General features: G+C 60.3%; 11 protein-coding genes and 1 tRNA gene. 8 read left to right on the forward strand and 4 right to left on the reverse strand.

The genetic code is table 11. From position 1 onward, the window contains the following. Positions 1-29: 29 nt before the first annotated feature. The 4 genes from AAHG09_RS06490 (at position 30) to AAHG09_RS06505 (ending at position 3391) form a co-directional block, all read left to right on the forward strand. Positions 30-106, forward strand: a tRNA-Met gene (locus AAHG09_RS06490). Between the two features lie 202 nt (positions 107-308). Further along, positions 309-1631: a tyrosine-type recombinase/integrase gene (locus AAHG09_RS06495; RefSeq protein WP_342106101.1), complete on the forward strand. Its 1323-nt coding sequence runs from the start codon at positions 309-311 to the stop codon at positions 1629-1631. Between the two features lie 103 nt (positions 1632-1734). Beyond that, the gene (locus tag AAHG09_RS06500) at positions 1735-2946 is read left to right on the forward strand and encodes a hypothetical protein (protein ID WP_342106102.1); all 1212 of its coding nucleotides are present in this window, start codon (positions 1735-1737) and stop codon (positions 2944-2946) included. Between the two features lie 28 nt (positions 2947-2974). Next, positions 2975-3391 carry a very short patch repair endonuclease gene (locus AAHG09_RS06505; protein ID WP_342106103.1) on the forward strand — a complete coding sequence of 139 codons (417 nt, stop codon included), beginning with the start codon at positions 2975-2977 and terminating at the stop codon, positions 3389-3391. On the opposite strand, the gene AAHG09_RS06510 is transcribed toward AAHG09_RS06505, so the two are convergent. Then, positions 3360-4616: a DNA cytosine methyltransferase gene (locus AAHG09_RS06510; protein ID WP_342106104.1), complete on the reverse strand. Its 1257-nt coding sequence runs from the start codon at positions 4614-4616 to the stop codon at positions 3360-3362. The two genes, AAHG09_RS06505 and AAHG09_RS06510, sit on opposite strands and share 32 nt — an antisense overlap. 360 nt (positions 4617-4976) lie before the next feature. Here AAHG09_RS06510 and AAHG09_RS06515 point away from each other — a divergent pair, with 360 nt between their 5' ends. Beyond that, complete coding sequence (locus AAHG09_RS06515) at positions 4977-7958, forward strand: ATP-binding protein (RefSeq protein WP_342106105.1); 2982 nt, start codon at positions 4977-4979, stop codon at positions 7956-7958. Continuing rightward, on the forward strand, positions 7948-9711 hold the full coding sequence (locus AAHG09_RS06520) for a response regulator receiver domain (RefSeq protein WP_342106106.1): 1764 nt from the start codon (positions 7948-7950) through the stop codon (positions 9709-9711). The genes AAHG09_RS06515 and AAHG09_RS06520 overlap by 11 nt, the downstream gene beginning before the upstream one ends. Before the next feature lie 304 nt (positions 9712-10015). Here AAHG09_RS06520 and AAHG09_RS06525 read toward each other — a convergent pair whose 3' ends face one another. After that, positions 10016-10522, reverse strand: coding sequence for a potassium channel family protein (locus AAHG09_RS06525; protein ID WP_342106107.1), 507 nt, complete (start codon positions 10520-10522; stop codon positions 10016-10018). A gap of 325 nt (positions 10523-10847) precedes the next feature. On the opposite strand from AAHG09_RS06525, the gene AAHG09_RS06530 reads away from it, so the two are divergent. Next, a protein-coding gene (locus AAHG09_RS06530; RefSeq protein WP_342106108.1) for an IS630 family transposase occupies positions 10848-11803 on the forward strand; the annotation gives its coding sequence in 2 pieces (ribosomal slippage) (positions 10848-11199 and positions 11199-11803; 957 coding nt in all). 88 nt (positions 11804-11891) lie between these two features. On the opposite strand, the gene AAHG09_RS06535 is transcribed toward AAHG09_RS06530, so the two are convergent. Together AAHG09_RS06535 and AAHG09_RS06540 are read right to left on the reverse strand one after the other, a co-directional pair. Further along, positions 11892-12950 (reverse strand): L,D-transpeptidase family protein, encoded by a 1059-nt coding sequence (locus tag AAHG09_RS06535; RefSeq protein ID WP_342106109.1) that lies wholly within the window; start codon positions 12948-12950, stop codon positions 11892-11894. A gap of 237 nt (positions 12951-13187) precedes the next feature. Further along, complete coding sequence (locus tag AAHG09_RS06540) at positions 13188-13757, reverse strand: tyrosine-type recombinase/integrase (RefSeq protein ID WP_342106110.1); 570 nt, start codon at positions 13755-13757, stop codon at positions 13188-13190. Between the two features lie 222 nt (positions 13758-13979). Here AAHG09_RS06540 and AAHG09_RS06545 point away from each other — a divergent pair, with 222 nt between their 5' ends. Next, a complete protein-coding gene (locus AAHG09_RS06545; protein WP_342106111.1) occupies positions 13980-14366 on the forward strand; it encodes a DUF2958 domain-containing protein in 387 nt (128 codons plus the stop codon). Positions 14367-14385 lie beyond the last annotated feature (19 nt).

Genomic DNA, 14385 nt, shown 5'->3' on the forward strand with positions numbered 1-14385 from the left:
TGACCGTCCCCTGGGCGGCATCGGCTCGTGGCGGGGTAGCTCAGCTGGTTAGAGCAGAGGAATCATAATCCTTGTGTCGGGGGTTCAAATCCCTCCCTCGCTACCAATTTTATGTAACCCCGCTAAGCACTTAGCGGGGTTTTTCATTGCCTTGCTCTCTGCGAATTTCGGCTTTAAATCCTAGAACAGCGCTAGCGCAGCCGAAAAAATTGTCGTGCGGGCGTAACGGTTTGCTGGGGGCTCACGGAGCACCCTAGCGCACTTCTAGCGCAGTCCTCCGCACCGCAGTAACCAGACAGGGCCGCATCGTGAGCACCCCTGGCAACGTCCAAACCGAGCGCTACCAGCTCTTCCGGCGCGTTGGCAGCACCAAGTGGCAGGTGCGCTTCAGCATCAAAGGCCAGGGCCAGTTCAAGCGCTCGCTCGACACAGACGACCAGCGGGAAGCCGAACGGCGCGCAGACGCCATCTGGTACGAGGCCACCTACAGAGCCAAGCTGGGTCTCACGGCTAAAACGCACACCTTCGAGAGCGTGGCTGAGGCCTACATCGCGCAGATCCTGCGCGAGGTGGAACGCGGCGAACGTCGAGCCGACCAGGGCAAGAGCGAGCCGGCCGTGATTCGCCGCTACTTCATCGGCTACTTCGGCCAGAAACCAATCGACGCGGTCACCGAGACGGATCTGGAGCGCTACGCGGAGTGGCGGCGCACTTATTGGACCGAGGGGCCGGGCAAGCTCATCACACATATCGAGTATGAGCGTGACGGCCATCGGCTGCGCCGGCCTGTACGGCGCTCGGCCCCGTCCCTGAGCCGCCAACGCGGGGAGAGCGTGGTGCTGCGTGCGCTGCTGCGCTGGGCCTCGCGGCAGGGCTACCTGAAGACCCCACCGGAGATCAGCATCAAGGCTCGGCGTTCACCCGATAACCGACGGCCGAGCTTCGAGCCGCACGAGTTCGCCCGGCTGGAGGCGGTGAGCCTCAGCCGATTGGCAGACCCGATTATGGACGGCACCGGCGCCGAGGTGCGAACCAGCGACCGGCGCAGCTGGCGCATCAAGCGCCTGGACGATCATACCCGGCGCGATCGCACCGTGCTGCACGCGTATGTGATGATCGGCGCGTTCTCAGGCCTGCGCCCCACCGAGATGTATAACCTCACCTGGGGCGACGTGTTGGGGTACCGCGCTGGGAGAGGCAAAAGCGTGGACGATCGGGACGTCCGGCTGCAGGTGCGGGGCAAGGGCAAGAGCGGCAAGGCCATCCCGCAGAAGGCGGCGATCCCATGGTTCGACACCCTCTGGATGCTGTTCGAGCGCAGCATGGGCCGAGAGCCTGATGATTCGGACCCGGTGTTTGCGAACGAGCAGGGCAAGCGCATTGCCTCGGTGGCAAATGGCTTTACCGAATTGGTGAAGGCGGCCGGGCTCGAGCGGGATCACCGCGGAATCAAGCGAACTCCCTACTCGCTGCGCCATTTCTACATCAGCGAGCAGCTCGCGAACGGAGCTGAGGTGCTCGATGTGGCTCGCAACTGCCGGACCTCGCTCGCCATGATCGACAAGCACTACGGCCAGGTGCGGCTTGAGCGTGTTGTGGATAGGCTGCGGCCGGAGTGGACGCGCGCATGATTCCGGGCTGCACAAGACCTGCAGAAGACCGGAGCGCTCCTTAATTGCAGCCAGAGCGTTCGATCGTCAGACTACGGTCTTTGTTCATAACCCGGACCCCTCAATGCCCCTCCTCGCACTCTGGACCTCAAACCCAATTGCCGTGGGCGAGTTTAGCATCGAGCAGGTTGTTGCGACAGCAGGGGACGGCTTGCTACGCGACGGGTCCGTCTGTTCGGGCGAACTTCGCCAGTACCTTTCGCAGGTGCCGACACACAAGATCGCTGTCTACGTGGACCAGTGCCTCGGATCGAGCCTGAATAAGGGCGGCCTGATCCTCCAGGACCTCATTAATGAAATAGGGCGCCGCCTGGATTTCACGGTAACGAACGGGCGTTACCAAGGAGTGGTTAGCGCCATTGGGTACGACGGCATCTGGCTATCGCCTGAGGGCCATTCCATAATCGCCGAGGTCAAGACAACCGATGCCTATCGCATGTCGCTCGACACGCTTGCAGGATACCGGGATCGCCTGGCCGCGGCCGGCCAGGTCAGCGGGCCGTCCTCGGTCCTCATTATCGTTGGTCGGCAGGACACGGGCGAACTGGAGGCCCAGATCAGGGGCTCGCGGCACGCGTGGGATGTCAGGCTGATCAGCGCCGAGGCCCTCCTTAAGTTGGTGCAGTTGAAGGAGAACGCCGATGGGCCAGAGACTGGCCGAAAAATCCGAAGCCTGCTGGCGCCCATGGAGTACACGCGCCTGGACCGCATGATCGACGTGATGTTCACCACGGCCACCGACGTGGAAAAGCTGAGCGCAGGGTTGGCTGAGCCGGAGGTTGAGGATCGCTCGGACGAGGACCGCACGCCGAAGAGCAGCTGGGAGTTCACGGACAGTACGTTGCTTCAAAGGAAGCGCGAAAGCATCATCACTGCCGTGGGCCGCGATCATGGCGCGCCGCTGATACGGAAGAGCCGCGCACTATTCTGGAGCGCAGACCATGAAGTCAGGGCCGCCTGTACAGTGTCGAAGCGGTACCTCAAACGGAACTCATATCCCTACTGGTACGCCTTTCACCCGCAATGGGCCGAGTTCCTCAACGAGACCAAGCGCTCTTACTTCGTCCTCGGGTGCATGGACTTGAAAATCGCGTTTGCAATCCCGGGAAAAGAGTTCGTGAGCCATCTCGACGGTCTGAATGTCACGATCAAGGATGACGGCTCGCGCTACTGGCACGTCCATTTGGTCGAGAAGTCGCCCGGCAGCTACGCCATCCTGCTGCCGAAGAAGTCGGATTACCTCAGGCTCGACGACTACGTGACGAAAGTCACATGAGGTCGCTGCCGCGACCGTCGGTGGCCTGATGGATCGGGTGCCGCCAGAAGCGCGATCCAGAATGATGGCGGCGGTAAAGGGCAAGGATACCAAGCCGGAGATGGTCGTCCGACGAGCCCTGCACGCTGCTGGCCATCGCTTCCGACTACACCGCGGCGACCTTCCCGGGCGTCCGGACCTCGTTCTACCCCGCCATCGCATGGCGGTGTTCGTCCACGGCTGCTTCTGGCACGGGCACCACTGCCGCCGAGGCAAGCGCCCGTCCACGAACGTTGATTTCTGGGGGCCAAAGCTGGATCGCAACGTCGAACGCGACAGGGCTGCCCGGGCCGCCCTAGAGGCTGCAGGTTGGCGCGTGTTCACGGTCTGGGAATGCAGCCTGGCCGAGGGCACGGCCGGGCTGCTCAATGATCTCAGGACCGAGCCGCGCCAGCGATCAACCTGACGAGGTATCCTGCGAAGAATTGCGCGAGCTTTGGGGGCACAGCGTTTCCGATCATTCTCGCGATCGGCTCGATGCGTTCGACGGGGTGGAACACGTAATCGTCCGGAAAGGATTGAAGCGCGGCCGCCTCTCGCAGCGAGATGCCGCGTAGCTGGTCCATGTCATAGTGGCCGAAGCGTCCGTTAGAAATGCTGTGGCACTTCGTCGTGATAGTCGGCGAGGGCCGGTCGGCGCTCATGCGGGTGTAGACGTCGTTGAAGCACCGCTGCGCAAGCCGGGCATTCACTCGCCGGTGGCATTCGAGACTGAGATCACCGGAAGCAGTGTCGGCCATGTAACGGTTGGTCTCACCGGGACGTGCGAACTTCATTCTCTCGATGTTGAGGGCACTGAGTGAACGGGTTCGGTGATTGGGCACCTCAGCATGAACCTCGCCTGCGCCCAGCTTCGGCAAGTGGCCGATCACCTCGGCGACCGATTTCGCAGGAGAGGCGTCGTCGCGGTCTGGAACCACGATTCGTCCGTCGCTCTCGTCGATGGTCGTCGACGCTACGACGTCTGCACGGGCGCCGATTAGGATCGAACGCTTGCGGTATTGCGCGATCCCAAAGGCGGACACGCATATAAGTCGGGTTCCGGTTGCATAGCCAATCCGAGAGAGTTCCGTCGCGAAGCCGTCCCAGATACCGCCGTAGCGGGGATCGCGGATGCCAGCGACATTTTCGGACAAGACCAGTTCAGGCCTATAACGCTCGATCAGGTCAGCGGCGCATTGCAGTAGGTTTCGGTCCTTCTCTCGCTTGGCGAGACGCTCCGGGCTCATGGTCCTGCGCGATAGCGTGGTGAAGGGCTGACACGGAGCGCAGACGGCGAAGAGCAGCGGGACGCCGGGATGGCTACGCCGGGCATTGCCGATCAACACATCCAATTCTTCGACGAGTTCGGACCGTTGACCAGACGGATAGTCCTCGGTTCTCTCAAAGATGTCGCGCTCGAGGAATGCGGGCAGCGCGCCGTCGAGCAAGTGATTGCGATTATTTTCGACGTAGGTCCGTCGGCAAGTGGTTTCCTTATCGACGCCAGCGATCACGTATCCGCCGGCATCCAGAAGACCGCGCGTGGTGCCGCCAGCGCCGCAGAAGAAGTCGATGGCAAGGAACTTCGGGCGACCGCGCCCCCCGAGATCAGAGGACTCCGGCGCCTGCGCTGTTGCTTCGACGCTCACGGTTGACCGGACGCGTTTGATCGGCCGACGCCGCTTCGACCGGCAGCTGGACCTGAAAGTGTCGGCACGCAATCGCGCATACTTCCCAGGTCTCGTACTCACTCTTCTACCGCGTGTCGGCCGCGCCCGATCTCCGCGACTGGATCGACCATGCCCGACGCTTCCGCACAGTCAAGCTGGAGAATGCGCAGCGCTTGTTAAAGGGCCTCTTCCTACCGCCTGCAGAAGCGGTCTTATGCTCCTGCTTGCACCTCGCGAAACGCGCCGTAAAGCTGCTCGTGTGAAGAAGAGCACGCTTGCACGCAGAACGGCGTTGCTCCGCGAGGGAGATTGGATGCGAACCAGATACGGATTGGACGCGTGATCGACGGGATCGCCTTCCAAACGAGAGCCCGGACCGTCGATCACCTCGGACGCGAGCAGATCGCCGACTGCCCGACGGCTGTTTCCGAGCTCTGGAAGAACGCCTTCGACGCCTATGCCAGGCACGTCGCCCTCGACATCTACGACGGCGATGTCCCCGTGGCCGTCATGTCGGACGATGGTCACGGCATGAACCGGACCGAGTTCGTCGGACGATGGCTGGTCGTGGGGACCGAGTCGAAGGCGGTCGACGATCGCACTCCAGCGCGGGATCGAAACGGCCTGCCGGTCCGTCCGCGTCAAGGACAGAAGGGTATCGGCCGGCTTTCCTGCGCCAACCTGGGGCCTCTGCTCCTCCTAATGTCAAAACGTGTCGACCAGCCCTACGTGGCCGCGTTGGTCGACTGGCGCCTGTTCGAGAACCCGTTCCTCATCCTGTCCGATGTCGAGATCCCGGTGGTGGAGGGCGACGATCCGAGGCAGCTCCTCGAGCAGCTGCCCAACCTTGCCCGCAAGCTCGCAGAGAACGTCGAAGGAATCGGAGAAGACGCTCGTCGGAAACGGCTCGAGAGTGCCTGGACGGACTATGATGAGGCGGCCTGGAGACAGTTTGATCGCGAGAGTGAGGGCGAGTTCGTGCCGCCGTCGGCAGCAATTCTGCGGGCGATTGAAAACATTCCGTTCAGCGACAGGCATCTCGCGAACTGGCCGGTCTTCACGGGGGAAGCGCCGCATGGAACCGCATTACTCGTATCTGAGATCAACTTTGATCTTTCCGTGCAACTACGGCAGGACGTCGAGGACACGGCCTCGCACGCCTCGCGGGAGCGTTTCTTTGAAACATTGATGGGGTTTGTAGATCCCTTCACGAAGCCAAAGCCGGGACAGAAAGACGGCAGCGAGCTCGAATTCTCCTATCTGGTTCGGGCCTGGAACGGTGAGGTACCGCGCACGGTCGTCGGCGGCGACAAGAAATTCGACCGCGCGACCCTCGAACGTTTAGAGCATCAATTCGAGGGCGTGATCGATGCAAACGGTCGCTTCGAGGGCCGAGTCAAGGCATTCGGGAACTGGATCGAAGGCTCTTGCATCATCGATCCTCCTAAGGACCTCGTGTTGCCTCGCCGGGCTGACAGCCAGGTCGGACCCTTCGACATCTATATCGCCGCGATGGAATTCCGACAGGAGAACTCAAGTCACGACAAGCTACAGCACCAACAATTTCTAGAACTTGCAAAGCTATATTCCGGCTTTATGCTCTTTCGAGATAAGTTGCGAGTTCTACCGTTCGGACGCACTGACAACGACTTCTTCGAAATTGAGATGAGGCGAAGTTTTAACGCTGGGCGCGAATTTTGGAACCACCGCCAGATGTTCGGCCGGATTGCGATCGAGCGGGGCCGCAACCCGAATCTAAAGGACAAGGCGGGACGCGAAGGGCTTCTTGACAACCGTGCCGCAAAGACCCTCCGCGCGATCGTCGGAAATCTGCTCAAGGTCTCGGCGCGACGCTATTTCGGTTCCGATTCCGGCGTCCGCGAGACGCAGCTTCCGGAAATCCAGGCGGCAAACAAGGCTACTCGAGCATCCGAGGCGCGCAACAAGCTCCGCTCCAAGCACCGCAGCGAATTCCGGACGCGTCTGAAGACAGCCTCGAAGGCGGTTCCCAAACTTGCAGAGGAGATCCGACGTTCTTCCCGAGAATTGCGCATTGAAGACGTCGATGGCATCGCAGCGGCACAAAATTCACTCGAACAGTTTCGCGACGCAGCAAACGATCTGAAGGTCCCGGGTGCGCCGAAGAATCTTGGGACGCTGGAGGAGACGTACGAAGGCTACAAGGGCGGAATGCGCGAAATCGCGTCGCTACTGGAGCAGATGGGGTCCAGGATCGAGGCGCGCATCGAAGCGATCAATCCTGCAGAGCCGCGCGAACTGCTGGAAAAACAGATTCAGCGCAACGCGGCCCAGATCCACAACCGTATCAAATCGTGGCGATCCACTCTTGTGGATCTGCTAAAGGGCGAGTCCGAGCGCCTAGGCAGCCTCCTTCAGGAGCGGAACAAGCTCTTCCATGCCGAAGCGGCACCGCTGCTCGCCCGGTTCGATCGCGATGAAACGACCTACATCGACTGTTCGCGGGCGCTCGATGCAATGCGTTTGAGCATGGACCAAGAGAACGAGCAGATCTTCGTTTCATACATCGGAGCGCTCCGAAGCCTGAAAGAGAGCATCGATCTCGAACATCTCGCAATATCCGACATGGAGGAAATGGCCGAACTTCGCATCGAACTTGAACGTCTGAATGCGCTCGCGCAGCTCGGCATCGCCGTCGAAATCGTGGGCCACGACCTACAGGACTTCGACGATATCATCGGCTCGGGCCTGCGCAATCTTCCCGTCGACGTCCAGAACGGCAAGGCCGCCAGCGACATCCGGCTGGGATACGAAGGCCTGACCAATCAGCTGCGCTTCCTTTCCCCACTCCGTCTAGCCGGGGAAAAGGTCCAACGGCTGGTCAGTGGCACGGAGATCGCCGATTACGTGGAGGAGTTCTTTCGCCCCGCTTTGGCGAAAACGAGGGTCCGCCTGATCGCCACGCCCGCCTTCCGATCGTTTTCCGTTTTCGATCAGCCGTCGCGTCTGTTCCCGGTCTTTATCAACCTTGTAAACAACAGTATTTACTGGCTCGGGACCTCGACGAGCGGCGACAGGAAGATCGTTCTCGACGTGGTCGACGGGGACATTGTGATCTCCGACAACGGCCCCGGCGTCGACCCCGAGGACGCGGCACGTCTCTTTGGTCTGTTCTTCACGCGTAAGGGGCGTGGAGGCCGCGGCGTCGGTCTCTACCTAGCCCGTGCCAATCTCGCTGCAGGCGGGCACCGCATCCGCTACGAACTTCCGTCCGAAAGCATGCCGATGGGCGGAGCGAACTTCATCATTACATTCCGAGGGGCCGAATTCAGTGCCGGCTGACCATTATTCCGCGTTCGTAAAAGAGGCCTTCATCGATCCGATCCGATCCGTCCTGATCATCGATGACGATTATCCAACCTACGAGGAAATTCTTGCTGGCGACGCTCCCCCAGAGGGAGCGGAGAATCTCGGCGACGCGAAGCAGTGGCGGAAAAATCCCGAACCGATACTAAAGGTCATTCGCGGTTTCAGGAGTTCGAAACCACCGCTCTTGGTGGATATCCATGACGGATCCAACGTTAACGCGGATGCCGACGTCGCGACTGCGGCCCACCTTCACCAATCTGACTTTCTCATCCTGGACTTCCAACTCGACCGGAGCCGTACGGATGACGGCTCGCAGGCGATCACGATCATCCGTCAACTGGCACGGAACGATCATTTTAATCTGGTCCTTGTTCATACTCAGACCGACCTCGACGTCGTCTTCGAGCAGGTCTGCCTCGCGATGCTGACCAAACCCGTTGATAGACAGATCGACGACGAAGCCGCCAGCAAGCTGATCGACGAGGACGCGGACGATGTACGTCCGGGTCTTGGTGACGAAATCCTCGCGTCGATCGGAAGGACCGAATATCTCGCGTCACGGTACGAACCCCGCACGTACGCTGGTCGCGCGTTCTCTGCGGAGCCCCCGTTCGGAAGATTTAAGAGTCTCATCGACGAGGCAAATTTCAAGGGGCGCAACGTCAAGCTCGTACTCGACTACGTCATGGAGCGCACCGGGCAAAAGCTTGCGGAGCAGATGGCGGACTTCGACAGCCCGGTCCCGCAGCGGTCGAACGGCGCCATCAAGTGGCTGAAGACAGGAACTGTCTTCGTTGCCTTCTGCCGGAAGGCCGACAGCGAGGATTTGACGGCGGAGATGCTCAAGGCCCTGAACGATTGGCGGCCACCTCCATCACGCCTCTATCTCGCGAAGCTCCGCGCCGAAATGGACGACCAGGGTATGGTCGCCCAGGATCTCGCGCTCGGGCACAAGCACGCCCTGGCCCACTGGTATGACCGGCTACTCAAGGCTGATGCCCGCGAACGTCAGAGCCGCGTCGCTGAAAGCGTTCAACGGCATTCAGATGAACTGATTGCAGCAATTCTGCCCAACGTGATCCACTTCGCGGACCGTCTCGCCCAGGCGGAGGTCGCCTCGGGCGAGATCAACGGCCTCACAGTCAAGCACTTCGGCGTTGATTTGGCAAACGAGGATCAAAAGCGGAAGGCGCTTCTCGAACACAACGCGTTCGTCTGCAGCAAGCCTAGCTTCGGGTGGCACCTTACAACTGGACACGTTTTCACCCTTGACGGCGGTCATTGGATCTGCCTTTCGCCAGCCTGCGATACAGTTCCTTCGCAGCTAACCAACCTTCAGAAGGAGTCGTTCGGTCCGCGACTTCCCTTCGCCGCGGTCAGGCTCAACAGACTGAGCGGGCGACCTATCCCGGAAGACATCAACTCGAACCGCTACGTCTACCTCCGTATCGACGGAGAGATCACGTGCTTCGGCTTCGATCCCAATCCCGGATCCGCTCCTTACTGGCGCACTCTTTACGCCGAGAACGAGGGTGAACTGAAAGACTGGTCCTTCGAAGTGCTCGTCACCGCGGTGGAGGGGGAGCAACTCGTCTTCCGTAAGGCATCAGCGACTGTCGTAAGCCAATTGCGCTACGAGTACGCCCTCAACCTAATCCAGCGTTTGGGTATTTCGATGACACGAATTGGATTGGATTTCGCAGGCTTCGGCGGTGCGCCTGAATAGATCGATGCCAAATGCCGGAAGGACCGGCGAGGCGAGATGCCTGATTAAGCAAATCGGGTGACAAACCCCTGCCGACCGTTATGGCTTCTTGTATCCAAGTCCGCTGACTGGGTCAGTTGCGCCCTTCGTCCCATAGCAAGAGAATTTGTCGTTTTGATCATCGCGCGTTGCTGCTTTGTAATACAAATACTTTGAGAAGACGACTTGAAAAACAAATGAAACGTGCGAGACAAATATCGTCTAGCGAGTTAGGCGCTAGGCGAGCTTGATCTAGAAAGGGAGTCTGCAGTATTGTCAGCTCGCTCTAGGGCATTATCTTTTTTGCTTCTATCTTTCCAGATATGTAAGAAGCCAGGACAGCTACGAGAAGTATAATTCCTGTCAGTGTCTCGCAACCTGCAAGAAGTCGTCCAATGTCCCCTTTAGGGCTCATGTCGCCGTATCCCGTTGTTGTGATCGTAACGACACTGAAAAAAAGAGCATCGGTCCCTGAAAGTGGCTTTTCGCCGAAAGAAGTCGGTTCAACAAGGTTGCATGTTAGAAATGTAAGTGTAGCATAATACTGTAGAACCTCGACGTAGCTCAATCCGAGCCAGTTAAGTCTTTCAGAAACTCCCATATTAGTCCTTGGATTGTTGTATCCTTGTCTGGTAGTGTCAATTTTATCCAGGGCGTCACCATAGAAGCCTACGATGACTTCGGAAATGCGTGAGATACAAACTACAACGATAGCCGACAACGAAAATATGCCAAGTGACTTCAGGCATTGAGGCTTGAACAATAAAAAGCCCGTGAGGGTTGGTGCGAACAAGATAGAAAATGTCGCCGACCACGCTCTCTGTATTCTAGTTCTGGCACAATTATTGTCTGCAATTTTTTTATAAATATAATAGATATCATCGTTGGTGAAAGGAGTGCGATCAAGAAGGCCCAAGGGGTCATTTAGCGTGTGACCTACAGTTGCGCGATTGCAAGGCTGGTGCAGGCGTATAGTACCTTCTTCTGTGTTATAATAAATCCATCAATTCGCAGGTGAAAAGTTTGGCTAGAGCCGTGCCCTGGCGGGTTGAATCGGTTGGGGTTGGCGATCTGGCTGGCGTGTGATTCGCTGGATGGGCTTGTGATGGAGGAGCGCCATGCCTTCAGCCCTGTCGGTCGATCTGCGCGAGCGTGTGATCGCCGCGATTGAGGCGGGCGCCTCGCGGCGTCAGGCGGCCAAACGCTTCGGTGTCGGGGCAGCCAGCGCAGTCCGTTGGCATGAGCGCTTTCGACAGGACGGTAAGATCGCGCCCAAGCCCATGGGCGGCGACCGCAACTCGCAGCGTCTGGAAGCGCAGGCCGCTCTGATCCTTCGGCTCAACGAAGAACACCCGCTCTCCTTCCTGCGGGAACTGCGCGACAGGCTGTCGGAACGCGGCGTCCGGGCCAGCACGAGTAGCCTGTCACGCTTCTTCGCCCGGCATGGGATCACCCGTAAAAAGGGGCTGTCCACGCGGCCGAGCAGGAGCGGCCGGACGTGAGGGCCGCGCGCGAGGACTGGTTCGATCGCCAACCCGACCTCGATCCGGATCGCCTGGTCTTCCTCGACGAAACGGCCGCCACGACGAAGATGGTCCGCCGCTATGGTCGTGCTCCGTGTGGTCAGCGCTGCCGGATCGCCGTGCCCCACGGCCACTACAAGACCACCACCATCACCGCCGCCCTGCGCGCTACAGGACTGATCGCCAGGAGCGTCTTCGATGGAGCCACGAATGGTATGCGCTTCCGCGCCTACGTGACCGACACCCTGGCTCCGGTGCTGAGGCGCGGTGACACCGTCATCCTCGACAATCTGAACGCCCACAAGGTCGCCGGGGTGCGCGAGGCCATCGAGGCGGTTGGCGCACGGGTTCTCTACCTTCCGCCCTACAGTCCTGACTTCAATCCGATCGAGCAGGTCTTTGCCAAGGTCAAAGCCTTGCTCCGAACGGCGGCAGCACGGACCGCCGCCGACCTGACCATCGCCATCGAGGACGCTTTCGCCGCCGTCCGGCCCGATGAGTGCCGAAACTACCTTACCGCTGCTGGATACGATGCCTACGAGCCAACCTGAAAGGGCACGGCTCTAGTGAGGCCATCGTGGGGAGAGAGATGTCTCTGGAGTCGCGATATAGGATCCGGCCTCCGCCAGATCTCGCAGGTTAAATCTCAGACGATGCGCGCTGCGTATGATGAGCACGCGCGTCGGCCGTGCGGCCCCGTGCTGCTCTTCCTGCCGCCACACCGTTGGTGACCACGACCTTTGTCGTGCCTGCACCCACAGCCCGCACGAGCGTGAACAGCGCGGCAGCATGGGACGGCGCAAGTCGGACGCATCCGTGGGACGCCGGTCGGCCGAGCTGGCGTGTGGCGCGGCTGCTATGAATGGCATGCCCGGCCGCTGTGAAGAAGATGGAATAGGGCATCGGAGCATCATCCCACTCCTTGGAGTAGTGCACCTTTGCCAGCCACAAAGGGTGGAACGTGCCTGCCGGTGTCCTGTAGGGCGCTCGTGCCGTTGAGACCGCCCAAGAGTACCGAAGCTTCCCGTCAACCGTCACCCGCATGCGCTGGGTCGCCTTGTCGACCGTGATCAGTACGCGTGCAGGAGCCGCAACAACGGGCCTCGTGACCTCGCCAACCAGCGGCGTTCCGAGCGAGGGCTCGGAAACAATAGGAGGAGCGCTCACAGGATCGGGAGTCAGGGTTGCTGAGAGTGGCACATCCGGAGCGCCTGTCGCGATCGGGGGAGCTGTGGTGGAGCTCGCGACGGGAGCCGCGTGGGCGGTGCTGTCCGACCGCTCCGGTGATGGAGCTACAACCACTACGGTCCCAGGAGCCGCCGGGACACTTGTCTGGTTAGCTTCGAGGGTACCACCTGCAGCATCACCGGATACAACGAGCGGGTTGCGCAGTTCGGGGCTGGGTACAGGCTTCTGGGAAGCCGAAGCCTGTTCTGCTGACGCGACTGGAGGGGAAGCGCTCACGGCCGCAGCTCTTTGTTGATCGAGCTTACGCTGCGCGTTCAGCTTCTCAGCTTGCTCCGCCTTTTCCTTTTGCCTTCGTTCCGCCGCTTCCCGTGCGAGCCGCTTATCTAGCTCCAAGCGATCACGTTTTGCCTCTTCAAGAACCTTGAAGGGATCGACGAATTGGGCGGAGGCCAGGTTCGCGCCAGCGGTCGTGAGTATGCACGATGCGATCACCAGCTCAACAACGCGCATCGTTTTTCTCCGGCTGAATCACCAAGCGTGGCCGTCTTGGGATAATCGGCCCTTATAGCCAAGGTTCCGGGCACGGTCTGTCAAAGTGGTATCGGGAGCTAGCGGCGGCGATCTGCGCGACGAGTAGGAGACGCTACTCGACTTCCACCTACCGCCCTGGACGCGTCAGTGCCTGTCTCGTCCCGCGGCGGGCTGATAGTCGCCGCAATCAGCGATGCGCTCATGCCGCGATGGTGGTCAGAGTAACTCCACGGCGGCGCGCATCATCTCATCGTTGACGTCAATGTAGCGCTGGGTGGTCGAGAGATGCCGGTGACCCGCCAGCATCATGATGGCCTTGGGCGAGATCCCGGCATGTGCGAGCCGGGTGATGAACCAGCGGCGGCCGCTGTGGCTTGAGCCGCCATCCAGACCGGCCTGATCGTAGAACCCGCGCATGAGCTGACACATCGTGTTCGCGCTGAACGCGGTGCGCTTCTGGGTGATCAGAACGGGCTCCTTCAGACCCGGCGCGCCGGACATCGAGGATCGGAACTGCTCGACCTCTCGTCGGAGGCGAGCGTTCATGAAGACGACCCTTGCATGGCCCCCCTTGGTGACGGCCGCGCTCAGCCTCAGCTGCTCACGCACCTTCCCTTCGCTGTCGAGAAGATCTACCCAACAAAGTGCGGCGATCTCACCAACCCGTAGGCCGGCAAGATAGCTCAGCATGAGGGCTGCCCGGTTCCGGGGACCGTGCCGCCCTTGGGAGGCGACCGCGACCAAGCGCCGGAACTCTGCCTCCGTTGGCACGCGCGCCTGCTTCATCAGAACCTCACACTTTGTCCGCGTCCGAAGCAAAAAATGATGTTGCCAAACGCGTGTAAGGGCGAGCGCTTTGCAGGATGTAGATAAATCAATGACTTAGCGCGGAACATCACAAAATGTAGCTTTTATGATGTTTCGGTGCGGGAGCCGTAAACACTCAACGCGCTCGCTCTTGAACCGGCCTGGCTGCACGGCTTCCTCGTCACACGCGCGAGGATGTCCATGCTGCCCTTGATCGACAAAGCTACTAGAGAACTGCTCCTGGCCAACGGCTGCGAGCCGGAGCGCGACCATCGCCCCGTGCTCAAGCTGTTCAATCCGGCGGGTCCAGCAACCTGGTTAGTCTGCGCTATGGAGACAAATGGCGATACCTTGTACGGGCTGTGCGATCTCGGCTTCGCCGAGCCTGAGCTCGGCTACGTCAGCCTCGAGGAGCTTAGGGAGGTCAGCGCAGGCCTTGCCATCGGACTGGAGCGCGATCTCTCCTTCCGTGGAAAACACCCAATCAGCGCGTATGCTGAAGCTGCACGCGTAGCCGGGCGCATCGTGGAGGACACGGACGCGCTGCGGGCCGCGATGGGACGGGTGTCCAGCCGTTCACCTCGGTGACCGGACGAGTAGGCAGGAC

Source organism: Methylobacterium guangdongense, from assembly GCF_038442355.1.
Lineage (GTDB): Bacteria > Pseudomonadota > Alphaproteobacteria > Rhizobiales > Beijerinckiaceae > Methylobacterium > Methylobacterium guangdongense.